The sequence below is a fragment of the Psychrobacillus sp. FSL H8-0510 genome (genome assembly GCF_038008345.1).
Classification (GTDB): Bacteria; Bacillota; Bacilli; order Bacillales_A; family Planococcaceae; genus Psychrobacillus; species Psychrobacillus psychrotolerans.
Genome location: NZ_JBBOYZ010000001.1, coordinates 2,813,436 through 2,837,835 on the forward strand (window position 1 = coordinate 2,813,436; position 24,400 = coordinate 2,837,835).

24 protein-coding genes are annotated in these 24,400 nt (G+C 37.6%); 2 read left to right on the forward strand and 22 right to left on the reverse strand.

The features are described from left to right. The first annotated feature begins 84 nt into the window (after nucleotides 1-84). Nucleotides 85-681 (forward strand): ATP-dependent Clp endopeptidase proteolytic subunit ClpP, encoded by a 597-nt coding sequence (gene clpP / locus MHI40_RS14275; protein ID WP_093537667.1) that lies wholly within the window; start codon nucleotides 85-87, stop codon nucleotides 679-681. Between the two features lie 60 nt (nucleotides 682-741). Here the strand turns inward: clpP and MHI40_RS14280 are convergent, their stop codons facing one another. From MHI40_RS14280 to hprK, 19 genes are all read right to left on the reverse strand, one after another. Further along, nucleotides 742-1,152 (reverse strand): hypothetical protein, encoded by a 411-nt coding sequence (locus MHI40_RS14280; protein ID WP_340763200.1) that lies wholly within the window; start codon nucleotides 1,150-1,152, stop codon nucleotides 742-744. Between the two features lie 144 nt (nucleotides 1,153-1,296). Then, the gene (locus tag MHI40_RS14285) at nucleotides 1,297-1,554 is read right to left on the reverse strand and encodes an HPr family phosphocarrier protein (protein WP_093537665.1); all 258 of its coding nucleotides are present in this window, start codon (nucleotides 1,552-1,554) and stop codon (nucleotides 1,297-1,299) included. A gap of 17 nt (nucleotides 1,555-1,571) precedes the next feature. After that, nucleotides 1,572-2,513, reverse strand: a complete 942-nt coding sequence (whiA, locus tag MHI40_RS14290; protein WP_093537664.1) for a DNA-binding protein WhiA — start codon at nucleotides 2,511-2,513, stop codon at nucleotides 1,572-1,574. Nucleotides 2,514-2,541: 28 nt separating this feature from the next. Next, the gene (locus tag MHI40_RS14295) at nucleotides 2,542-3,513 is read right to left on the reverse strand and encodes a gluconeogenesis factor YvcK family protein (RefSeq protein ID WP_093537663.1); all 972 of its coding nucleotides are present in this window, start codon (nucleotides 3,511-3,513) and stop codon (nucleotides 2,542-2,544) included. Between the two features lie 4 nt (nucleotides 3,514-3,517). After that, nucleotides 3,518-4,402: an RNase adapter RapZ gene (gene rapZ, locus MHI40_RS14300; RefSeq protein ID WP_093537662.1), complete on the reverse strand. Its 885-nt coding sequence runs from the start codon at nucleotides 4,400-4,402 to the stop codon at nucleotides 3,518-3,520. 3 nt (nucleotides 4,403-4,405) lie between these two features. Beyond that, on the reverse strand, nucleotides 4,406-4,876 hold the full coding sequence (locus MHI40_RS14305) for an NUDIX hydrolase (RefSeq protein WP_093537661.1): 471 nt from the start codon (nucleotides 4,874-4,876) through the stop codon (nucleotides 4,406-4,408). 197 nt (nucleotides 4,877-5,073) lie between these two features. After that, on the reverse strand, nucleotides 5,074-6,024 hold the full coding sequence (gene trxB, locus MHI40_RS14310; protein WP_093537660.1) for a thioredoxin-disulfide reductase: 951 nt from the start codon (nucleotides 6,022-6,024) through the stop codon (nucleotides 5,074-5,076). Nucleotides 6,025-6,097: 73 nt separating this feature from the next. After that, on the reverse strand, nucleotides 6,098-7,624 hold the full coding sequence (locus tag MHI40_RS14315; RefSeq protein WP_340763203.1) for a tetratricopeptide repeat protein: 1,527 nt from the start codon (nucleotides 7,622-7,624) through the stop codon (nucleotides 6,098-6,100). Nucleotides 7,625-7,699: 75 nt separating this feature from the next. Then, nucleotides 7,700-8,326, reverse strand: coding sequence for a bifunctional phosphoribosyl-AMP cyclohydrolase/phosphoribosyl-ATP diphosphatase HisIE (hisIE, locus tag MHI40_RS14320; protein ID WP_340763204.1), 627 nt, complete (start codon nucleotides 8,324-8,326; stop codon nucleotides 7,700-7,702). 47 nt (nucleotides 8,327-8,373) lie between these two features. Beyond that, on the reverse strand, nucleotides 8,374-9,114 hold the full coding sequence (hisA, locus tag MHI40_RS14325; protein WP_340763205.1) for a 1-(5-phosphoribosyl)-5-[(5-phosphoribosylamino)methylideneamino]imidazole-4-carboxamide isomerase: 741 nt from the start codon (nucleotides 9,112-9,114) through the stop codon (nucleotides 8,374-8,376). 15 nt (nucleotides 9,115-9,129) lie between these two features. Continuing rightward, nucleotides 9,130-9,726, reverse strand: coding sequence for an imidazoleglycerol-phosphate dehydratase HisB (hisB, locus tag MHI40_RS14330; RefSeq protein WP_340763206.1), 597 nt, complete (start codon nucleotides 9,724-9,726; stop codon nucleotides 9,130-9,132). Next, nucleotides 9,723-11,006 (reverse strand): histidinol dehydrogenase, encoded by a 1,284-nt coding sequence (gene hisD / locus MHI40_RS14335; protein WP_340763207.1) that lies wholly within the window; start codon nucleotides 11,004-11,006, stop codon nucleotides 9,723-9,725. Before hisD ends, hisB begins: the two co-directional genes overlap by 4 nt. A gap of 8 nt (nucleotides 11,007-11,014) precedes the next feature. Then, nucleotides 11,015-11,623 (reverse strand): ATP phosphoribosyltransferase, encoded by a 609-nt coding sequence (gene hisG, locus MHI40_RS14340; RefSeq protein ID WP_245762730.1) that lies wholly within the window; start codon nucleotides 11,621-11,623, stop codon nucleotides 11,015-11,017. Nucleotides 11,624-11,636: 13 nt separating this feature from the next. After that, nucleotides 11,637-12,818, reverse strand: a complete 1,182-nt coding sequence (locus MHI40_RS14345) for an ATP phosphoribosyltransferase regulatory subunit (protein ID WP_340763208.1) — start codon at nucleotides 12,816-12,818, stop codon at nucleotides 11,637-11,639. Nucleotides 12,819-13,130: 312 nt separating this feature from the next. Next, nucleotides 13,131-13,640 carry an acyltransferase gene (locus MHI40_RS14350; RefSeq protein WP_340763209.1) on the reverse strand — a complete coding sequence of 170 codons (510 nt, stop codon included), beginning with the start codon at nucleotides 13,638-13,640 and terminating at the stop codon, nucleotides 13,131-13,133. After that, nucleotides 13,637-14,287 (reverse strand): pyrophosphatase PpaX, encoded by a 651-nt coding sequence (ppaX, locus tag MHI40_RS14355; RefSeq protein WP_340763210.1) that lies wholly within the window; start codon nucleotides 14,285-14,287, stop codon nucleotides 13,637-13,639. Before ppaX ends, MHI40_RS14350 begins: the two co-directional genes overlap by 4 nt. Continuing rightward, complete coding sequence (locus MHI40_RS14360) at nucleotides 14,284-15,222, reverse strand: nucleoside recognition domain-containing protein (RefSeq protein ID WP_340763211.1); 939 nt, start codon at nucleotides 15,220-15,222, stop codon at nucleotides 14,284-14,286. The genes ppaX and MHI40_RS14360 overlap by 4 nt, the downstream gene beginning before the upstream one ends. Before the next feature lie 15 nt (nucleotides 15,223-15,237). Continuing rightward, nucleotides 15,238-16,047 (reverse strand): prolipoprotein diacylglyceryl transferase, encoded by an 810-nt coding sequence (gene lgt, locus MHI40_RS14365; protein ID WP_093537650.1) that lies wholly within the window; start codon nucleotides 16,045-16,047, stop codon nucleotides 15,238-15,240. 23 nt (nucleotides 16,048-16,070) lie between these two features. Beyond that, on the reverse strand, nucleotides 16,071-17,006 hold the full coding sequence (gene hprK, locus MHI40_RS14370; RefSeq protein WP_340763212.1) for an HPr(Ser) kinase/phosphatase: 936 nt from the start codon (nucleotides 17,004-17,006) through the stop codon (nucleotides 16,071-16,073). Nucleotides 17,007-17,129: 123 nt separating this feature from the next. Here hprK and MHI40_RS14375 point away from each other — a divergent pair, with 123 nt between their 5' ends. Beyond that, the gene (locus MHI40_RS14375; protein WP_340763214.1) at nucleotides 17,130-17,681 is read left to right on the forward strand and encodes an N-acetylmuramoyl-L-alanine amidase family protein; all 552 of its coding nucleotides are present in this window, start codon (nucleotides 17,130-17,132) and stop codon (nucleotides 17,679-17,681) included. 437 nt (nucleotides 17,682-18,118) lie between these two features. Here the strand turns inward: MHI40_RS14375 and MHI40_RS14380 are convergent, their stop codons facing one another. From MHI40_RS14380 to uvrB, 3 genes are all read right to left on the reverse strand, one after another. Next, entirely contained in the window at nucleotides 18,119-19,222 is a 1,104-nt protein-coding gene (locus MHI40_RS14380) for a DUF4097 family beta strand repeat-containing protein (protein WP_340763216.1), read from the reverse strand. 83 nt (nucleotides 19,223-19,305) lie between these two features. Further along, nucleotides 19,306-22,197: an excinuclease ABC subunit UvrA gene (gene uvrA, locus MHI40_RS14385; RefSeq protein ID WP_340763217.1), complete on the reverse strand. Its 2,892-nt coding sequence runs from the start codon at nucleotides 22,195-22,197 to the stop codon at nucleotides 19,306-19,308. Between the two features lie 6 nt (nucleotides 22,198-22,203). Next, complete coding sequence (uvrB, locus tag MHI40_RS14390) at nucleotides 22,204-24,186, reverse strand: excinuclease ABC subunit UvrB (protein WP_093537645.1); 1,983 nt, start codon at nucleotides 24,184-24,186, stop codon at nucleotides 22,204-22,206. Nucleotides 24,187-24,400 lie beyond the last annotated feature (214 nt).

Sequence of the window (24,400 nt, forward strand, 5' to 3'; positions counted from 1 at the left end):
ATTATGTGTATGATAAAGTTACAACTGAGGGAACTTTTCTCAGTAACTAAATAATTTAACCCACCTTTGAAGGAGGAAATCAGGATGAATTTAATTCCTACTGTTATTGAACAAACTAATCGTGGAGAGCGTGCATATGACATCTACTCTCGATTATTAAAAGACCGTATCATTATGCTTGGAAGTGCTATCGATGACAACGTTTCAAACTCAATCGTTGCACAATTATTATTCCTAGAAGCAGAAGATCCAGAAAAAGATATCTCTATCTACATCAATAGCCCAGGCGGAAGTATTACAGCTGGTATGGCAATTTATGATACAATGCAGTTCATCAAACCTGATGTACAAACAATTTGTATCGGTATGGCTGCTTCTATGGGAGCATTCCTACTTACTGCTGGAACAAAAGGGAAACGTTATGCGCTTCCTAACGCAGAAGTAATGATTCACCAACCACTTGGTGGAGCACAAGGGCAAGCAACTGAAATCGAAATTGCTGCAAAACGCATTTTACATTTACGCGATAAGTTGAACAAAATTATTTCTGAACGTACTGGTCAACCAATCGAAGTCATTGCAAAAGACACAGATCGTGATAACTTCATGACTGCTGAACGTGCTAAAGAATACGGCTTAATCGATCATATTATCGATCGTAGCGAAATGAAAAAAGCATAATCTATCCTCTATAATCCCAAAGGAATTTATTCCTTTGGGATTTTTTTAAAGGAAATTTCCTCACTTCAATAAAAAATTAATTTCTCTTATCAGCTCATGATTATTTTTTATGCTATATCCTCTACTACTTTTATGAGGAAATACAATTACATTTTCCTCAACAAATATATAAATTTGGTCATTCGGATTTGATGTTGACACTATCCGATATTCTGCCTTAAGCGGATCAAACGATTTCTCCATTATTGATAGTTTCTGCCCTTTTAGTAATGCTTTCATTGCTTGCTGCTTTTCTAATGATGTATTGGTTTCTGTAAAATTTGTCTTATTTATTTCCTCTATCCTTAAAATAGTATTACTACTAAAAAACTCATCCGTTAATTCATTTTCTATTAGTGTACTTTTGGATAATTGAATACTTGCTAAAACGATTAAGCATAAAAAGAATCCTAAGATGAAATTCTTTTTCATACAGTCACCACCTATCTTATTCACTAAGATATCGTTAAATAGTTATGGAGCAACTACTTTCCTAACTTCTTGAGTTTTATAATGCCTTATTTTCCTCAAAAAAAATAGCCCTTTCGTCTAAATGACTAATGAGGCCGTTCGTTTTTATGATTCACTCGAGATGAAGTTAGCTAAAGCTTCTACTGCTTCCTCTGCATCGGAACCGTCTGCACTTAAGCCTACTTTTGTTCCTTTGCTGATCGCTAAACTCATAATTCCCATAATACTTTTTGCATTCACTTTTTTAGTATCTTTTTCTAAATAGACATCTGCAATATAACGATTTGCTTCTTGTACAAAAAGTGCAGCCTGCCTTGCTTGAAGTCCTGAAGATAATTTTACTTCCACCTGCTGTTCTGCCATAGTCTACTCCCCATTTCTTAAATTGTCTCTCCATTACGAAGCGCATTTGCTATTTCATCTATTTTTCGCAATCGGTGATTAACACCTGATTTACTCACATCGCCTGAGGAAACCATCTCACCTAGTTCTTTAAGTGTAACATCTTGATACTCTACACGTAACCTAGCTATTTCACGAAGTTTTTCAGGTAACCGATCTAATCCGATAGAATTTTCGATAAAACGTATATTGTCCACTTGGCGAATGGCTGCACTAATTGTTTTATTCAGATTGGCCGTTTCGCAATTTACTAGTCGGTTAACACTATTTCGCATATCTCGAATTATTCGAACGTCTTCAAATTTTAGTAATGCTCTATGAGCTCCTGCAATACTTAAAAAATCAGATATCTTTTCTGCTTCTTTTAAATAGGCGACAAACCCTTTTTTTCGTTCAATTGTTTTCGCATTTAGTTCATATCCGTTCATCAAATCTACTAGTGCATCACTATGTGTTTTATAGGAAGAATAAATCTCTAAATGATAAGAAGAAGTTTCCGGATTATTTACTGATCCTCCTGCTAAAAAGGCACCTCTAAGATAAGCACGCTTACAGCAATTTTTTGAGACAAGATCTTTGGAGATAGAATATTCAAATTGAAAGCCGTCTTTTAGAATTTGAAGATCTTCTAGCAGACTTTTTGCCCCATCTCTAATACGACAAATATAAATATTATTCTTTTTCAACCTCATTTTTTTTCGAACGAGCAATTCTACTTGATATGGATATAACGATTTTATCAACGTATATAGTCTTCTAGCAATAGCTGCATTTTCTGTTTGTACATCTAAGCTTAACATTTTGTTGCTAAAAGAGAGAGATCCATTCATGCGTATAAGCGCTGATAGCTCTGCCCGTGCACAGCAAGGTTCTGATTCTTCCTGGGTCATCTCTTTTTTTGTTTCAGAAGCAAACGACATTTCCGTTTCCCCCTTTCTCCTGGACGGGTTAAGTTTTTAAACCGTCTGCGTATTCTACAAGCCATTTCGCCACTTCGGTTGCATCATGACGGACTGCACCGCCATGAACGACTGAAATGTCTTTTTTTACTATATCTATATTCAACTTTTTTAATTGGTCAATATCTATTTTAACAGGAGATGCTTGCTCTTGTTTATACATATACTGAACATTTTCGGGAATTTCTTCCTTACTTATCAACACAGCATCTAAGAAATTCTCTCCGACATGTTCGATCAGGGCATTTACATGATCATATGCAGAATAATTCCCTGTCTCCCCTGCCTGTGTCATTAAATTACATATATACACTTTCTTTGCGTTCGATTCCCTAATTGCTTGTTGAATATCTTGCACTAATAGATTAGGCAAAATACTAGTATATAGACTTCCTGGACCAATAACAATAACATCTGCCTGACGAATGACATTAATCGTTTCTGGCAACGGTTTCACGTCCGTAGGAGTAATAAATACTTTTTCAATTTTTTTGCCATACTTAGGGATTTTAGATTCTCCCGCAACGGTTGTTTGATCTTCAAACAATGCATGTAAAGTTACTATTTGATTGGCTGCAGGTAGAACTTTTCCGCGAATATTTAGCACTCGACTCATTTCCGTTATGGCATGCGCAAAATCCCCTGTTATAGAGGTTAGGGCAGCTAACATTAAATTGCCTAGTGAATGACCTTTCAATTCCTCTGACTGAGAAAATCTATACTGAAACATTTCTTCTACTAAAGGCTCCACATCGGAAAGGGCTGCTAACACATTTCGAACATCCCCTGGAGGCGGTATATCATATTCATCACGTAGTCGCCCAGAGCTACCACCGTCATCTGCGACCGTTACAATTGCTGTAATATCCAGTGGAAATTTCTTTAAGCCACGAAGTAATGTAGACAGACCCGTACCTCCACCAAGTATCACCAATTTTTTACGATGTTTTGTAGATCTCATTCCTTCAATCCTTTCTAATAACAACATCGCGGTGCGTTACAAGGGTTTTGTCGTCTGCTTTCAATGACTTCCCAAAGTATTCGGCTAGCGTAACAGAGCGATGTTGCCCTCCGGTGCATCCAAAAGCAATAACTAGTTGGGTTTTACCTTCTCTTTTATATTGAGGAATCATGAATTGGAACAGATCTGTTAACTTTTCGATTAAGGTTTTAGTATCGATCCACTTTAATACGTAACTAGACACCTCTTCGTCAAGCCCAGATTTTAAGCGTAGCTCTTCTATATAGTAGGGATTAGGTAAAAAGCGTACGTCAAACACTAAGTCAGCATCTATCGGAATACCATGCTTGAATCCAAAAGACATGACGTTCACAGTGAAGACTTGACTGCTTTTGGAGGAAAACTCTTCTTGTATTTTCTCTCTTAGTTCCCGTGGTTTCATCTTAGAAGTGTTGTAAATGTATTGTGCTCTTCCCTTTAAATCAGAAAGTAATTGTCGTTCTTTTTTAATACCTTCTAAGGGTAATCCGGAGTTAGCGAGTGGATGCGATCGACGTGTTTCCTTGTATCGTCTAACTAGTACTTCATCTCCGGCATCCAAAAATAGTAATTTCGGTGTCACCTTTGTTGCCTCTTCTAATTCATTAACAGAATCTGCTAATGAATTGAACATATCTCCACCACGCAAATCCATTACCACTGCGATATTCCGTGGTTGTTTGTTGGACTCTATCATAAGTTTGATAAACGTACTTAATAGTTCTGGTGGTAAGTTATCAATACAATAATAGCCAAGGTCTTCAAAACTTTGGATAGCTACAGTCTTTCCAGCACCTGACATTCCTGTAATAATGACAACTTCTGTTTCGTGCTTTTGAAGACTATCCATTGTTTATTCTCCCTCCGTTGACTGCTGAATTGTTTCCTTTATTAAGGCAAAATTAGGTGTATATACAAAAGTTCCATATTGCATACCTTTTTCTTGCGCAGCAAATAATAGATTTGTTCGATCACCTTCGGCCATAGGAAGATGGTGTAAGCTTTCGACTGAATGCCATTCTAATATACCCTCGGTTGTTACTTCATAAGGTATACCTTCTATATCTCTAGCGACGAAGGTAAATAACATCCATTCATCTACACGCTTACCTTCTTCTTCGATAACCATTGTGTAAATTCCTTTTAAGTGTGGCTGTATAGGAACAGTATTAGTTTCTTCTGTAAATTCTCTTACGGCAGAAACTAGAATAGATTCTCCTATTTCCATCTTACCGCCTGGTGCCACATACCAATTTCTTCTTGGTTTTTTTAATAGTAGTACTTTATCATCTTTACATACGAGCAGGTTTGCTATTCTTTGCACAAATCTTCACTCCACATCTATCATGTGTTAATAAACTATATTATACATTAATTTTCATAAAAAGAGGCTGCTTCACGATTAATATCGCGAAACAGCCCGTCAAATGTTTCTATATAAAAAGGGGGGTCAATTTATATTCTTTACTATACACTTTGTATATTTCAAGACGTTTACAATCAGATTAAAATAAAGTTAAATTAAGCGTTTGAGATTGTTTTGTCTTTCAATTTTTCAATATAGTGTTGCGCAGCTTGTGCAGCAATACTTCCGTCGCCTGTTGCAGTAACGATTTGACGAAGCATTTTCTCACGAACATCTCCTGCGCCGAATATCCCAGGTACAGTTGTTTCCATTTTTTCGTTTGTCACAATATACCCATTGTCATTTAAAATGCCTAAGTTTCCAAAAGGTTTTGTTAATGGAAGCATCCCTACATATACAAATACACCGTCTGTTTCAAATTCTTTTTCCGTACCGTCCACAGTAGACACTAATGTAACACTTGCTACTTTACCATCTTTGCCATGAATTTCTTTTAAAGTGGTGTTCCAGATAAAATCAATTTTCTCATTTGCAAATGCACGATCTTGAAGAATTTTTTGTGCACGTAACGCATCACGACGATGCACAATAGTTACTTTGTTTGCAAATTTCGTTAGGAACGCACCTTCTTCAACAGCAGAGTCTCCTCCACCTACAACTACAAGGTTTTTCTGTTTAAAGAAAGCTCCATCACAAACTGCACAATAACTAACTCCGCGGCCACCAAGCTCAGTTTCGCCCGGAATTCCCATTTTTTTATATTCCGCACCAGAAGAAATAATGACTGCTAATGCTTTATATTCTTTTCCACTTACCTTAACTGTTTTGTAAGCTTCTCCATCAACAATTTCTGACACATCGCCGTATGCATATTCCGCACCAAATTTTTTCGCATGATCAAACATTTTAGTGGAAAGCTCAGGTCCTAAGATCATTTCAAATCCAGGATAGTTTTCAACTTCTTCTGTGTTTGCCATTTGTCCACCTGGAATCCCACGTTCAATCATTAAAGTGGAAAGGTTTGCGCGTGAAGTATATACCGCTGCTGTCATTCCTGCTGGTCCAGCACCAATTATTATTACATCATAAATTTTATCTACAGTCATCTTCTATTCCTCCTACATACATTGCTACTATCCTCAATCTATAGGATTTTTTCATACGCTTCAACTATTTTGCCTACGCATCAAAAAGAGGCAAAAATGGCATTAGTTCGTTAATATATTTAGTCAATGTATTGGTCGTAATACCATATTGCTCGGCATAATATTTTTTCGTTACATTTTTAGAACGAGACGATTCAAACATATACTCCGTTGCTGCTGCTAATGCACTTGGATTTTTGAAGCTATAGCCTTTTTCTAGTGCACGTTCCACTAGTACAAACCACATTTGAAATAGAAATGTGTCTTCATGTTCCAACGGCTTATATTTATCATACAATAAATCTGTCGCTGCAATAGCCCGTAGGAAAGCTTTCTCCGCAGGTGATTTTTCATCAAAATCATGCCCCAATGAATTGGCAAGGAATAGTTTTTCCATCGTTGTTAGATTGTCTACAACAATCCATTTAGGATGTGAAATAATTTCTTGACGATGCTTAGATTTCCCTAACAAATAAAACCCATATATACGTTCACTCACATGCTTATGCTCGATTTTCTCTAAAATATATTCCTTTTGAATTTTAGAAGCCGCATCATCTGATTCACTTTTCTGAGGTAACCAAGGTTCAAATCCAGCTTTTTCGGGATCTAGTTTTAATAACGACTTCCAAGCACTTTTAGCAATCTCTTCATGACCAGAGAAATAAGCAGAATGAGACAACCAGAAATAGAATCCTGGATCCCCTTCAAAACCTTTTCGCTGTAAACTTCTCAGCCATTTAAAGGCTTGATCATATTTGCCTATTAACGCAAATGTTGCACCTAACTTATAGCGATGTTCAACAAAGTAAGGGTTTATCTTTGCTAATAACTCTACGATTTCTTCCAGATCTTCTACATTTTTTTCATAGTAATGAATCACTGCTAAATTACATAGCGCGTGGATATTACCTCTATTTTCATGTAGGACATCATGTAGTAAAGCTTTCGCTTGTTCCTCTTCGCCAATATAAAAATAAGCAAGCGCCAAATTATTAAATGCCGCCCAAAAATCTGGATGATCCACCACGATAGATTCTAATAGCTCTACCGCCTCAGCAAACTTCCCTTGTTCCATCAAACGTCTCGATTTTTCTTGTAAAAATAACGCTTCACCAGATGGTGCATCTACTTGAAGTGAAACTATATCTTCCTGCTCAGTGAAGTCAACAATTTCCATTGCTTCTTCCGTATACTCCCCTTGTATATCCATTTCCAAATACATCTGAGCAAATTTATTGGCCTCTACAAAATTCCCGAGATGGGCATTTACTTCCGCTAAAAAGAAAACTATTTCAGACTCATTACCATCAATAGCATGGGCACTTCTCAAAAGCTCATGAGCTAGTTCAAAATTATCTATCTCCATTTGTAATATCGCATATTGTAGCAATATCATGGGATCATTAGGACTAAGTTCTGCTGCCCGTTTTAAATATTTATGTGCTTTTTCATATTGGTCTTTTTGTAGTTCATCTAATGCTTTTTTATAGTAGTATTCACCCGTAGGTAAAAACGATATGATATTTTCTCTAAGTATTTTTTTGCTTTTTTTATTCAATATAATCCTCCGAAAAATAATAAGGAACGTTAAAAACGTCCCTTATTAGTATATTCTTCAGTATATCACATATATTTATTTTTTATCTGCTTTGGCTTCATGTCTCTTCTGTAATACTTGCAGTAAGTCATAGAAACTGACTTGTTGGTTTTGTAAAAGAACTAGTAAATGATATAGAAGATCTGCTGCTTCCCACTTCAGCTCTTCTCCATCATTATTTTTGGAAGCAATAATAACTTCAGATGCCTCTTCCCCCACTTTTTTACAAATTTTATCTACACCCTTTTCAAATAAGTACGTTGTATACGCACCTTCTGGCATCGACTGCTGTCTTTCTTCGATAACATTAATAAGAGAGGAAATTGCATTAAAGCCTACCGTGTCATCCATTTTCTCTACTGTCTTATGGAAGCATGTATCTTCTCCAGTATGACAAGCAGGTCCCGCTGGCAGTACTTCTACTACTAATGCATCCGAGTCACAGTCTGTCTTAATAGAAACTACTTTTTGCGTATTTCCCGAAGTTTCGCCCTTATGCCAAAGTTCCTGTCTGCTACGGCTAAAAAACCATGTTTCTCCGGTTTCTACCGTTTTTGCATAAGCCTCCTCATTCATATACGCAAGAGTTAATACTTCTCTTGTCATCGCGTGTTGCACAATTACAGGTATTAAACCTTTTTCATCAAATGTTAAATTAGTCATGATAGTTTTACTCCTCTTTCATTCGATATTACCGAATGGTTATTTACTTATTTAATCGATTCTTGAAGTGCTTCAGAAAGCGTAAACCGCTCATTGTACAATGCTTTACCTGTAATTACACCAGCAACTGTAGTCGTTTGCGCTAATTTTGCTACGGCTGCAATATCTTCTAACGAACTAATTCCACCCGATACAATAATAGATAATCCGGTTTCTTCAGCAAGTTCTTTGTTTGCCAGTAAGTTTGGTCCTTGAAGCGTTCCATCTGTTGCTATGTCCGTAAAGATAACGTGTTTGGCCCCTTTAGAAGCAAAAAACTGACCGACCTCAACGGCAGATTGCGTAGAGGTTTCTAGCCACCCGTGTGTAGCTACCATGCCATCTTTTGCATCTAGTCCAATGACAATTCTGTCACCGCCGAATTCTTCCAATAACTCTACTACTAAGTCCGGTTGTGAAATAGCAAGACTTCCTATAATTACCCGATTTACACCCTTATTCAAATAAAATAAAACGTCTTCTTTCGTACGAATGCCTCCACCAATTTGTACACTAACTGGTAGCTCTTTTGCAATGCGTATAACTACGTCGGCATGAATTTTTTCGCCATCTTTTGCCCCATCTAAATCCACTAGATGAATCCATGTAGCACCTTCATCCGCAAACTTCTTAGCCATATCGAATGGAGAATCTCCATAAACGGTTTCTTGCTCATAATCTCCCTGATACAGGCGGACACATTTTCCACCTTTCATATCAATTGCGGGGTAAACTTGAATCGACGTCATATTATTCTCTCCTTCTTATGTAAGTAGACCTTTTGTAGAAGGAACGCCCTTCACTCGATCGTCTTTTGTAATAGCATCATCAATAGCTCGAGCTAATGCTTTGAAAATTGCTTCAATCATATGATGTGTATTTGCCCCATAATGAACGATTACATGTACATTCATACGTGCCTCCAAGGCAAATTTCCAGAGAAATTCATGAACAAGCTCTGTATCAAAATTCCCTACTTTTTCAGTTGGAAACTGTGCACGAAACTCTAAATGTGGACGATTCGAAATATCAATGACTACTTGTGCTAATGCATCATCCATTGGTACAAAGGCATTACCATAGCGTTTAATACCTATTTTGTCTCCTAATGCTTCTTTTACCGCTTGTCCTAGAACAATACCGATGTCTTCTGTCGTATGGTGATCATCAATATATGTATCTCCCTTAGCTTTAATAGATGCATCAAATAAGCCATGCTTAGTAAATAAATCTAACATGTGGTCCATAAATGGTACTCCTGTATCTATGTCCGCTTTTCCTTCACCATCTAAATCTATTTCAACCCATACCTTTGTTTCGTTCGTCATTCTTTCTATTTTTGCCGTTCTCTTGTTTGTCATTGTGAATCCCCCTTATCCCAACTTCTTGACTCTACAGACCTAGCATGCCCTTCTAGTTGCTCTAGTCTCGCTAAGCGTGCAATTTTAGGATATTGCTCCTGCCACATTTCTTTCGAATAGTAGACGACACTTGTTTTCTTCACAAAATCATCTACACATAATCCACTTGAAAATCTTGCCGTGCTATTTGTCGGAAGTACATGATTGGTACCCGCAAAATAATCACCTACTGGCTCACTACTGAATCTCCCGATGAAAATAGCTCCAGCATGCTTAATTTTTTTACTGAGTTCCTCTGGTTGCTTTGTAATAATTTCCAAATGCTCTGGTGCAAGTTCATTAACCGCATCTACCGCTTGTTCTAATGATTCTGCAATATAGATATATCCGAAGTTTTCAATAGATGCACGAGCAATTTCTTCTCTCGGAAGAAGCTTTAATTGTCTTTCTACTTCTGAGGAAACTTGTTCTGCCAGAGTTTCACTTGTAGTAATTAAAACAGAGCTTGCAAATCGATCATGCTCTGCTTGCGCCAGAAGATCGGCAGCTACTTCGTCTGCATAGGCAGTTTCATCTGCAATTATCGTTATTTCACTTGGACCAGCTATCATATCGATTGCAACTCTACCAAACACTTCTCGTTTAGCAAGTGCTACAAAGCTATTTCCCGGTCCCGTAATCTTATCTACCGCTCTTATCGACTCAGTACCGTAGGCCAAAGCCGCTATAGCTTGAGCACCGCCAACTTTATATATTTCGGTAATGCCAGCTATACGAGCTGCTACTAATACTGAATCAGGTAGTTTTCCATTACTCGATGGTGGTGATACAATAACTACCCTTCCTACTCCTGCTACTAATGCAGGTATTGCGTTCATTAATACCGAGGAAGGATAAGCAGCTGTTCCACCTGGTACATATAAACCTACCGCATCTAATGGTGAAATTTTGTATTGAATATAAGAATTGTTAGCTAATGGGAAGTCTATTTGTTTGCGAACCTGCTCTGTATGAAATGCGCGAATATTAGCAGCTGCCTCTTCCAAATCGCCTATCAGTTGTCTATCAAAATTAGCATACGCTTCGTCCATCTCTTCTTTGGTTACTTTGAGTGATGTGAGTTTTGCGCCATCCCATTTTTCTGTGTAACGAAAAAGTGCTAGATCACCATTTTTTCGTACATCCGTAATTACCTCACGAACTGTCGTTAAATGATCGGCATTTGCTTGTTCCACCGAACGCAATAATGAAATTGTATTTGTAAGCTTTTCTATTCTCATAGGATTCCCTACCTTTTGTTCAATTCATTTTTTAATTGTGCAATAAAAGCATTAATCCGTTCACTTTTTACTCTGTAGCTTACTGGATTGACGATCAACCGCGAGGAAATGGGTACAATTTTTTCATATTCTACTAAGCCATTTTCCTTAAGAGTCTGTCCAGTGGAAACAATGTCGACAATGCGATCTGCAAGACCGATCATTGGAGCCAGCTCAATCGATCCATTCAACTCTATGATTTCGACTTGCTCTCCTTTTTCCTTATAGAAGTTTGTTGCGATTCTAGGATACTTTGTAGCAACACGTGGAGCAATATCGTTCATCGTTGTGTTCGGAAGACCTGCAGTAGCAATATAACAATTACTAATTTGTAAATCTAACAGTTCATGGACATCACGATGCTGCTCTAGTAAAACATCCTTGCCCGCAATACCGATATCCGCTACACCATGTTCAACGTATACAGGTACATCCATCGGTTTTGCCAATATGAATTGAATGCGCTCGTCGGGAGCCTCCACGATTAACTTTCTAGAATCATCAATCTCGGCCGGTAAGTTAAATCCTGCTTGGACAAATAGTTTATATGCTTCTTCAAAAATACGCCCTTTTGGCATTGCAATTGTTAATTCATTCTTCACGGAAAGAACCACCTTCGGACACGATAATGACTTCATCGAAAATTTGTTTAAACGCTTCAATATCACTTACACTCTCCGCGTATTGCAGTGTCACATATTCGGATGCATTTCTTCTAGCTTCCGCTAACACATTCGCTTTAGAAAAAGATCCTTTATCAAATAGAAGAAGTGTGCGCTTTTCTTTCATTAGTTGCTTCGGTAAAACTTCCAATAATCGATCTACTCGGATTCCAAATCCAGTAGCCCCTACTTTTTCGTTGAACTGTTTAAATAACTCATCATATCGACCACCATTTCCAATAGAGAAGCCACTTCCTGCCGCATGAATCTCAAACAGCATGCCTGTGTAATAGCTCATATGACTTGCCAAAGAGAAATCAAAAGATACAACCGAAAAGTCATTCAATTGGAATTCTAATAGAGCTTGAAGTTCTTCCACTTGATCAATCAAATATTGTTGATCGTCATTAAGGAATTGACGGAAATCAGAAAATACATTGGAATCGATTGTAAATTCTATTATTTTACTTAGTCTGTCTTTTTGTTCTTCTAGTAAGTTCATGCTTTCTAACATTTGTGAGAAACCTACTAAATTCTTCTCAACTAATAGTTGTCTAAGCAATTCAACCTCTTCATTATTATTTGTGTTGTTTGTCAAGAATGCCGTTAGAATTTCAGCGTGACCGATTGTAATTCGGAAGCCTTGAACTCCTAAATCCTTCAACAGTTCGATTGCTGTATAAATTATTTCACTATCAGCATAAGGACTAAAATCCCCAATCAGTTCGAGTCCTAGCTGCTCAAACTCTGCTGGTCTTCCGCCTTCTCGCTGTTGTGCTCGAAATACATCCGCATAGTACGCTAAGCGTAATGGATTTTTCTCCTTCAATAACTTAGAAGCTGCTATTCTAGCAATCGGCGTCGTCATATCGGGACGTAAAACTAGCATCTCGCCTTGGTTGTCTACTAGTTTAAACAATGATGATTCATCAATAGCGGAAGCCTTTCCTATTGTTTCGAAATACTCCACGGAAGGCGTTTTTATAAAGTCGTACCCTTTTCTTCGTATAAAGTCTCTTGCTGTTAATCGTATGTATTCTTTTTGTTCGTTTACTTCTGGAAACGAATCTCTCATTCCAAGAGGTTTTTCAAACATTTGAATTTTGCTCACATTACCACTCCTAAAAATACTTTAGTACACTAGAGAACTAACAAGATGAATTAATAAAATTTTATACTATTTTAACCATTTCGTCAACTTGTTGGTATTCCCTCTTTTTGAGTGAGATATATTTTATGGAGAGAATTTATCAGTGTAAATAAGGAACGAGATTGTTTAGTTGGAATTTTATTGCTGGTAGTTGGAATTTTGAAGGGGGTAGTTGGAATTTTTGCATGTTTAGTTGGAATTTTGAGCCCTTTAGTTGGAATAGCAAATTTTTCCCACACAAAAAAGGCTATCCAAAATAGGATAGCCTTTTCATTAGTTTTTACTTCGTTCTATCATTTGTTCCTTCGTATAAATAATGCGCATTGGGTTTCCTCCAACAAAGCATCCTTCTGGGACATCTGCATTGACGAGAGTTGCCGCAGAAACAATTGCGTCATCTCCAATTGTAATGCCAGGTAAAATGGTCGTATTTGCACCAATCAATACTCGATTACCAATTATGACATCACCGATACGATATTCATCGATCAAATATTCATGTGCTAGAATTGTCGTATTGTAGCCGATAATGGAATTGTCGCCTACTTTAATACGCTCTGGGAACATGACATCCACCATCACCATTAAAGCAAAAGAAGTTTCCTTTCCTACCTCCATTTTCAAAAAGGTCCGATAGAAAAAGTTCTTCCAACTTAAAAATGGGGAATATCTAGCCGCCTGTATAAAGATAAAATTTTTCATCACTTTCCAAAATGGAACAGTGTCGTATACATGCCATAGAGAGTTTGCTCCTTTTACAGGATAACGCTCGGTCCTTCTCATATATGCTGCCCTTTTACTATATCTAGTAGGTCACTCATTTGATGAAGCATATAAGTAGGATTATAAGTAGCTAAGTGTGCTTCTCCTTTGATGGACCAAGCTACAGCTGCTGTATCAACATCAGCTCTTTGCCCTCCTACAATATCATGAAAGTTGTCGCCAATCATCAGTGCGTCTTCTTTATTAGCTCCAATTCTTTGAAGTGCTATTTGGATTGGCTCAGGGTCGGGCTTAGTATGCGTAACATCCTCGAATCCAACAATCGTATCAAATAATGTTTCACACTCCATTAATTGGAGACCTCGATCAATCATTTCTCTTCTTTTAGTAGAAACAATGGCCATTTTATAGCCATCCTGCTTTAGTTGTCGTAAAGTATCTACGACACCTTCAAACGGTGCTACCATCTGGTCATGTCTTTCTAGGTTCCATTTACGATAAGAAGCAGTTAAAGTCTCCGTTAATGTTGGATCTATTCCATCAAATGTTTCATATAATGGTGGACCTAAAAAAGGTAGCACATGCTCCCGACTATATTTCCCCGGAAATGTTTCTCCTAATACGTGTAAAAAAGATTCAATAATTAGTTCGTTCGTATCTAATAATGTGCCGTCTAAATCAAAAAGTAGTGCTTTATAGTTTTTCACGGGACTACCACTTCCTTATGTTTACTTTGCTCCGCTTTCCTCCAAACATAAGCAACTACAATTGTTAATACGAAAGCGGTTATTAATCTTATTAATAGTAATGGCCATATCGGAATTCCTAATGGCATAAAGATCAATGTATCCTCGACCACTGCGTGACATGCCACTAAGAATATAAAGACCAATGTTGCATCCTTTTTACTAACTCCATCCTCTTGCACTGCTTGAATCATTACACCTGCGCCATAAGCAAGCCCAATCGTCAGGCCTGCTACAAGTGTAAGAGAAGCATTTGGTTGTACGCCAATAACTTTCGTAAAGGGAGCTAGCTTTTCTGAGAACTTTTGCAAGTAATTTCGGTCTTTCAAAAATTGGATGATGACCATTAATGGTATAACGATTAGCGCTAATTGTATAACACCGAACGTTGCCTTCTGTAAGCCAAGCAAAATAATTTCTCCCCATCCATCAGGAACTTGCTGACTTACTTTTAGCGCGCCATATTTTGCTACCTCTCCGCCTCCTTGCCACACAAGATTAATAATGACAGCAGAAAGGATTGCCAAACCAAATCGTACAACCAAAACAACCCATAATTTCACTCCAACGCGAAGGGCAACTCCAGTTTCAATGAAAATATTATGTGAAAAGGAAAGCATTGTCGCTAATATGAAAACTTCTTTTACAGTTAACTCCAAAGATAGTATACCTGCGATCCCGGCATATAAATTTAATGCGTTTCCTAGCACTAAAGGAATTGCTGCTTCTCCCCGAAGTCCCAATAACCCCATAAACGGCGAGATGAAATCAATAATCCAAGGAAGAACAGGAGTATATTGTAAAATCACTACAATTAATGTAATCGGGAAGATTACTTTACTTAATGTCCATGTTGTTTTAAGACCAGCTAACAGTCCGTTTTTCAACGTCCCCATCTTATCCCAGCTTTCTTACTTATCCTGATAATGAACAACAGGTTTGACTGTCATTCTTCTATATATAAATACAATTAGAGCAACTACAATGGTCACTATTGAAACGACCTGTGCAGTTCGCAACTCCCCTATTAAATAGAGACTGTCCGTACGCATTCCTTCGATGAAGAATCGGCCAATAGAATACCACACTGCATAAAACAGCACCATTTCCCCTCGACGTAAATTCACTTTTCGAAGCAATATTAATATGATCACGCCTACAAAATTCCAGATGGATTCATATAAAAAAGTTGGGTGATAATATTTTCCATCTATATACATTTGTTCAATAATCCAATTGGGAAGCATTAAATTTTCTAAGAAAGTTCTCGTAACTTCTCCACCATGAGCTTCTTGATTGATGAAATTTCCCCACCGACCAATAGCCTGACCGATTAAAATACTCGGTGCTACTATATCTGCAACCTTCCAAAAAGAAGAGCCGCGTTTTTTGGTGAAAATATAGGCCGTGATAAACGATCCTATCAACGCCCCATGAATGGCAATTCCACCATTCCAAATTTCAATAATTTTGCCAGGGTTTTGACCATAGAAATCCCATTTAAAAATAACATAGTAAATTCGCGCACTAAGAATAGCAATGGGAACCGCCCAAATAAGTAAATCGGTTAAATAATCCGGATGAAATCCTCGTTTTACCATTTCTTTTTGTGCCACGAAAAATGCTAATACGATACCTAGAGCAATGATTACTCCATACCAACGTACTGATAACGGTCCTAGCGAAAAAGCTACTGGATCAATTATTTGTAACAAACTCATATGTATCTCCCTTCAAGCATCATTTAATAATCCACTTCTGTATTTTGTTCTATAACATCATTTAGGCGTTTAGCGAAATCTTCCGCAGCATTTACACCCATTTTTTTCAATCGATGATTCATGGCTGCCACTTCAATTATAACTGCTATATTTCGACCAGGGCGAACTGGAACAGTTAACTTCGTAATTGCTGTATTAATAATTTCCATTTTCTCTTCTTCTAGACCTAGGCGATCATATGTCTTTTTCTCATCCCAGATTTCTAATTCGATTACAAGCGTTATACGTTTATAACTCCGAATTGCACTTGCTCCAAATAAGGTCATTATGTCGATAATACCTAATCCGCGGATTTCTAAAAGATGCTCGATTAACTGCGGCGCACTTCCAACTAGCGTGTCCTCGCCCTCTTGTCTAATCTCTACACAATCATCCGCTACTAAACGGTGACCCCTTTTCACTAACTCTAACGCCGTTTCACTTTTTCCGACTCCACTTTTTCCGGTGATTAGCACACCAACCCCATAAATATCTACAAGTACCCCATGTACTGCAGTTGAAGGCGCTAACCTACTTTCTAAAAAGTTTGTAAGCATACTTGAAAATCTTGTAGTAGGCAAACTTGTCGTTAATACAGGAACCGAACTTTCATTGGATGCAGCGATTAACTCCTTCGGTACTTCCATTCCGTGTGAGACAATGATGACCGGTGTATCTTGTGCACAAAGCCTTCTCATTCGTTCACTTTTTTCTTTTGGCTGTAGTAAAGCAAAAAAAGAAATCTCTGTCTTTCCTAAAAGCTGTATACGATTTGAAGGATAATGTGTAAAGTAACCTGCAATTTCAATTCCTGGTCTGGAAATATCACTCATGGAAATGTGACGTCCAATACCTTCTTCCCCACTTATTAATGTGAGATTCAAATGCTCTTTTATATCTTTCGTCGTCACATGTGACATACCCCTTAACTCCCTTCGTCCTACATTTGCAAACCTAGTACTTATTTTATCATGATTGTCTACTTAAATTGTATCCATTTATCTTTTCTTCTTCTATTTAAGAGAGGAAGGGAGGTTTTTCCGATGAAAATTATGTTGGATGCAGGCCACGGACCTAATACTGCGGGGAAACGTACACTAGATGGAAAAATGAAAGAATTTGAATTTAATGAGGCTGTTGCACAGTTTGTGAAAAAGGAACTGACTGCTTTCGGACTAATAGTTATTAATAGTCATGACAGAGGGAGGGATGTTCCTTTAAACGAAAGAACAGCGTTAGCAAATAAACTGGGAGTGGATGCATTTATTTCTATCCATGCAAATGCATTCGGGACAACATGGAATAATACGAGTGGAATTGAAACCTTCACCTATACGAAGCCTTCCAAACAGTCCACTATTCTCGCATCGCTGATCCAAAACTCTTTATGCTCGATTACCAGAAGATCGAATAGAGGAGTGAAAAAAGCAGACTTTGCGGTTGTTCGAGATACAAGAATGCCTGCAGTACTAGTGGAATGTGGATTCATGACGAATAAAAATGAAGCAATCTTACTTCAATCCACGAATTACAGAATTCACTGCGCAAAAGCCATCACCTATGCAATTCTATGTTGGATTCAACAGAAACGTTAAACTTGAAAAGATATACTGTAAAAAATACGTCCATACATAGGTATGGCGTTGTTTTCCGCTCTGGTCGGACGCTTTCCGTGGGCACGGCTTCAATCTCCTCGTCACTACGAAAACACGTGCTCCTGCTGTTCCCACTGGAGTCACCGACCTGCGCTCCAATCAACAATATCCACTTGAGGTAAACGAATAACTGACTACAATAGTACGTATTTATTCATAAGTTTATATGGAAATAATTAATGTTGAAATGAACTCTAGTACAAAGAGCGTTAAGTGAAGACTCCGCAGGAACGTACCAATGGAACAAAGGATAAGTACGCCACATCGTGTAGCAACTCCCGCGGTAAACGTACATCTAAAACAGAAATCCGTAATATTATTTTATTATCTTTGCACATAAAAAAATGGAGGGGGATATTATCCCCCTCCATTTTTTCTTATTCTCCTTCTACTGTATAACGGACAACAACAGATCCTGTTTTTGCATCACCGTATACTCGTAAAGGTACAGCTTCGGAATCGACTATTTTCGTAAATCCAACCTTTTTGTTTAACAGCTGCTCAGATTGATTTAAGTGCGTAACATCAGCCAATTGAACATCTATCTTACCAATTTGGGAAGTAGCTTCGCCTTTAATCGAAACATCTTTAGGAATATACAGTTCGACCGTTCCAGCTACTGCCGTTCCTTCTATTTTACGTGCTGCTTTATCTTTTGTTGTTAAAATAACATGTCCACTTACCGATGAGCCCTCAATTTCTTTAAGCTTGCCATCTACGTAAATACGACCATTCATCGTCTCTACTTCAATTGTTTCTCCTACAACCCTTTGAACTTGAACCGACCCATTAACCGTTTCTATATCAGCTCTTTCAAACTTCAAGTCCTCTAATTCTACTTTTCCGTTTGTAGTCTTCACTTTAAATGAATTCGCTTCTAAATTCTTAGCTAAGAACTCACCATTAAACAATCGAGCAGAAATATAGTTATACTCTTTAGTCGGTACATATAACGTTACTTGAACAGAAGTGGTTTTCATATCACTATACAGACGTAATTTGTTTCCTTCTGTTGTAAATATAAACTCCTCACGGAAACGTGCCTTTGCTTCCTCTTCAGATGAATTCTTAAAGGATTTAACTTTGACACTAGCATGCGCATGCTTTTCTTCCGACGGAAGTACTTCCACTTTACCATTCGCAATATTAATAGAGATATCTGTGAAATCTACATCCGCTTGGACGAATTCTTCTTCAAATACAACCGGTTCTCCAAATGGCATTTCAAAATCTTTCATTTTGTCGACGGTACCTTGCATAAACTGCATAAATCTTTCACCCATCACGGTAAAATCACGCTTCAAGTCCTCGACGAAATCCGTATTATTATTCGATGACTTTTTATATTCTTTTTCCTCAGGGACAAACGGTGTAACAGGTGCTGTTTGTTTTCCAAGCTCTTCTAGTAATGCCAATGCTTCTTGTGCAGTAATCGTGCCATTTTCAACCATATCTAAAATACGTTTTCGTTCTTCTTGCATAGTGAAAGGCCTCCTCATGAATTTATACTATAAATCATTTTTACTTACATTACTTTATACGAATGAAAAATCAAAAAGTTTCATCATGTAGTGGATACTGGACTTTTTTTCTTTTTAGTTGCTTTCGCTACAACATCATCCATCCGTTGTCGATCTCTTTCTAAAACGGTTTTCAAGTACTTCCCTGTATAGGAATCTTTTGATGCAGCAATTTTTTCAGGTGAACCTACCGCAATGATGGTACCACCCTTTTCTCCACCTTCAGGTCCTAAATCAATCATATAATCTGCTGTTTTAATGACATCTAAATTATGCTCAATTACTAGCACGCTATCACCGTTATCTACTAAACGTTGAAGTACGATCAATAATCTTGCGATATCATCTACATGCAGACCCGTAGTTGGCTCATCTAAAATATAAAATGACTTCCCGTTAGAGCGCTTGTGTAATTCAGAAGCCAGTTTAACCCGCTGTGCCTCACCACCAGAAAGTGTTGTAGCAGGTTGTCCTAATTCCATATACCCTAATCCTACATCTACAATCGTTTTTATCTTCCGACTTATTTTTGGATGGTTCTCAAAAAAGGCATAGCCATCCTCTGCAGTCATTTTTAATATATCCGCTATATTTTTACCTTTGTAATGTACTTCTAATGTTTCACGATTATATCTTTTACCATGACAGACTTCGCATGGCACATAGACATCTGGCAAGAAATGCATTTCAATTTTGAGTATTCCATCTCCGCGACATGCCTCACAGCGGCCACCTTTTACATTGAAGCTAAATCTTCCTTTTTTATACCCTCTTACTTTTGCTTCATTTGTTGTTGCAAAAAGGTCTCGTATATCATCAAACACTCCAGTATAGGTAGCGGGATTAGATCTTGGGGTACGACCTATTGGCGATTGGTCAATTTCAATTACTTTTTCTAACATTTCTATACCCTCAACACCTTTACTAATACCAGGTTTTACTCGAGAGCGATTTAACTTCTGTGCTAATGATTTATATAATATTTCGTTGACTAATGTACTTTTACCAGATCCTGAAACTCCTGTAACAGCGGTAAATACGCCTAACGGAATATCTACACTGACATTTTTTAAGTTGTTTTCAGAAGCGCCTTTTATTTTGATAAAGCGACCGTCTGGTTTTCTTCTTTCAGCTGGAAGTGGAATGAACTTTTTCCCGCTTAAATATTGTCCTGTTAGTGACTTTTTGTTTTTCATCACTTGTTCAGGAGTTCCTGCAGCGATTATCTCTCCACCATGCACTCCTGCACCAGGTCCCACATCTATCAAATAGTCAGCAGCCATCATTGTATCTTCATCATGCTCTACTACAATTAAGGTATTTCCTATATCTCTCATGTTTTTTAGCGTCTCAATTAATCGATCGTTATCCCGCTGATGTAAACCAATAGAAGGTTCATCTAAAATATATAACACACCAGTCAGTCTTGATCCGATTTGAGTAGCTAAACGAATACGTTGGGCTTCACCTCCGGATAGAGTTCCTGAAGCACGGTTCAATGTTAAATAGTCTAATCCCACATTTTCTAAAAATCCTAATCGTTCATGAATTTCTCTCAACACAAGACGAGCAATTTGCATATCTTTTTCTGATAAGGACAACTCCGCGAAAAATTTATTTGCTTCTTCAATGGAGAACCTTGTAATTTCACCGATATGAAGGGAATTTATTTTTACCGCAAGCGTTTCCTCTTTTAAACGATAACCTTTACATGCTGGGCAATCGTGTTGCTCCATATATTTTTCCATTTGCTCACGAATATAATCCGATGATGTATCTTTGAATCTGCGTTCAATATTAGCAAGGACACCTTCAAATGACATTTCACTATCACGAACTTGGCCAAATTCATTTTCATAGCGAAAACGAATTTTATCGTCCCCTGATCCATACAAAATTTTGTTCCATTGATCGATTGGTAATTTTTCAACTGGAACATTCATTTTTATTTTGTAATGCTTACAAACGGCTTCTAATAGCTTCGGGTAATACTGAGAGCTTGTTGGTTGCCATGCGACAATTGCTCCATCTGCTAAGGAAATACTTTTATCTGGAACGACTAATTCCGCATCTACTTCTAACTTAGTACCAAGTCCGTCACACTGCCCACAAGCTCCAAAGGGACTGTTGAACGAGAACATACGAGGCTCTAATTCTCCGATAGAAAAACCACATATTGGACAGGCATGATGTTCACTAAATAGAACTTCTTCGTGCTCCATAACATCTATTAAAACTCTACCATCTGCAAGTCTTAGTGCAGACTCTAGGGAATCACTAAGTCTTGGGGCAACTCCTTCTTTCATGATAATTCGGTCGATAACCACTTCAATATTATGTTTTTTATTTTTGTCTAGATTGATATCATCATCTAAATCGATTAACTCCCCATCAATACGTACTCGAACGAAGCCTTCTTTTTTCATCTCTTCCAAAAGTTTGACATGCGTTCCTTTACGACCTGAAACAATGGGTGCTAACACTTGCATCTTTGTTTTTTCGGGGTATTCACTTAAGCGATCGACCATTTGTTCAATCGTTTGTGATGAAATTTCAATATCATGATTGGGACATATCGGTTTTCCAACTCGCGCATACAATAGTCGCATATAATCATAAATTTCCGTCACCGTTGCTACAGTGGAGCGTGGATTTTTACTAGTTGTTTTTTGATCGATGGAAATAGCTGGTGATAAACCCTCAATAACATCAACATCTGGCTTTTCCATTTGTCCTAAAAATTGTCGTGCATACGCAGACAATGACTCTACATAGCGTCTTTGACCTTCCGCGTAGATAGTATCAAAAGCTAAAGAAGACTTACCAGAGCCAGAAAGTCCAGTCATGACTACTAGCTTGTCTCTTGGTATTTTCAAGCTAACATTTTTTAAATTATTTGCACGTGCACCTTGAATAACGATTTCTTGATTTTTCAATACATATCACCCTTCCAGCTTCAGTTCCAAAATAGCATCCCGTAATTCTGCAGCTCGTTCAAAATTAAGTGCTTTAGCTGCATCTTTCATTTCTTTCTCTAATTTGTTTAGAAGTGTTGCTTTTTCTTCTTTCGATAGTGGTTTTCCACTCATTAATCGTTGAGCATATGTTTCTTCCTCTTCCGCAACTTTTGTTGCACGGATAACATCGTTTATTTTCTTTTTAATTGTTATTGGTGTAATACCATGTTTTTCGTTATACTCCATTTGAATTGTCCGGCGACGTTGCGTTTCATCAATCGCTTTTCGCATGGAGTCCGTCATTTTGTCCGCATACATAATTACTTCCCCATTTGAGTTACGGGCGGCACGACCAATTGTTTGTATTAAAGAACGTTCAGAACGTAAAAATCCTTCTTTATCCGCATCTAATATAGCTACTAAAGAAACTTCCGGTATATCTATACCTTCTCGTAATAAGTTAATCCCTATTATTACATCGTACGTACCTAGACGGAGCTGTCGAATAATTTCTGTGCGTTCTAGAGTTTTTACTTCCGAATGTAAGTACTGAACCTTAATTCCTATTTCTTTTAAGTAATCGGTTAAATCCTCTGACATTTTTTTAGTTAGTGTGGTGATTATTACTCGCTCATTTTTGGCAGATCTCTCATGAATTTCATTGATCAAATCATCTATTTGTCCTTCAATAGGCTTGACAGTTATGACAGGATCTAAAAGTCCAGTTGGTCGGATAATTTGCTCTACCATTTCTGGTGTATGCTCCAACTCATAAGGACCTGGTGTTGCCGAAACAAATATAGCTTGGTTTATATGTTTTTCATATTCATTAAAAGTTAAAGGTCTGTTGTCTAGTGCAGATGGCAATCGAAAACCGTAATTTACAAGCACAGATTTTCTAGCTTGGTCACCATTATACATTCCTCTTACTTGAGGTAATGAAACGTGACTTTCATCTACTACGAGTAAAAAGTCTTTTGGAAAATAATCTAGTAATGTATATGGAACTGCTCCAGCCTCTCTTAAAGTTAAATGGCGGGAGTAGTTTTCTATGCCTGAACAAAAGCCCATTTCTTCCATCATTTCTAAATCATATCTTGTACGCTGCTCTAATCGTTGTGCTTCTAACAGCTTATCCTCGCTGCGTAAGTAAGCCAGCTGTTCTTCCAATTCTTTTTCAATATTAGCTATCGCTAGCTTCATCTTTTCTTCCCGAGTAACGAAATGGGATGCAGGAAAGATAGCAACATGATCTCGTTCTCCTAAAATTTCTCCCGTAAGCGCGTTAACTTCACGAATCCGATCAATCTCATCTCCGAAAAATTCTACACGAAGACATCTTTCATCACGTGAAGCGGGGAAAATTTCTACTACATCACCGCGAACACGAAATTTTCCACGTACGAAGTTTAAATCGTTTCGTTCATATTGAATGTCGACGAGTTTACGTAATAACTGATTGCGTTCAATTTCCATTCCCGTTCTTAGCGATACGACCATTTCATTATATTCTTCTGGATTCCCTAATCCGTAAATACAGGATACAGACGCAATAATAATAACGTCTTTTCTTTCGAATAAAGAAGAGGTTGCAGAATGGCGAAGCTTATCTATTTCCTCATTGACACTGGAGTCTTTTTCTATAAATGTATCGGTTGAAGGAACATACGCTTCTGGTTGAAAATAATCATAGTAACTTACAAAGTACTCAACCGCATTGTTAGGAAAAAACTCTTTAAATTCGTTATATAATTGACCTGCTAATGTTTTGTTATGTGCCATCACTAGCGTTGGTTTGTTTATCTGTTGGATAACATTTGAAATAGTATATGTTTTACCAGTACCTGTCGCACCTAGTAAGGTTTGATATCTTTTTCCTTCTTTAACACCCGCAACTAGTTCTTTTATCGCTTCGATTTGATCTCCCGCTGGCTCATACGGAGCTTGTAATTCGAATATTTGTTCCATACATAAGCCTCCCATTTTTTGAATAATTTCAGTTTAACATACTCTTTTTTTGTTTCCTAATAAAACGAACATACGTTTTTTATCTATCATAAAAGCCACTGTTTTCAGTGGCTTCAGACTGTGACAAACTCAATTTTAGGTATATAGAGTTTAATATTAAACTCGGCAAGGCCCACCACTTCGCTTTCCGTGGGCTTGGCTTCAGCCTCCTCGT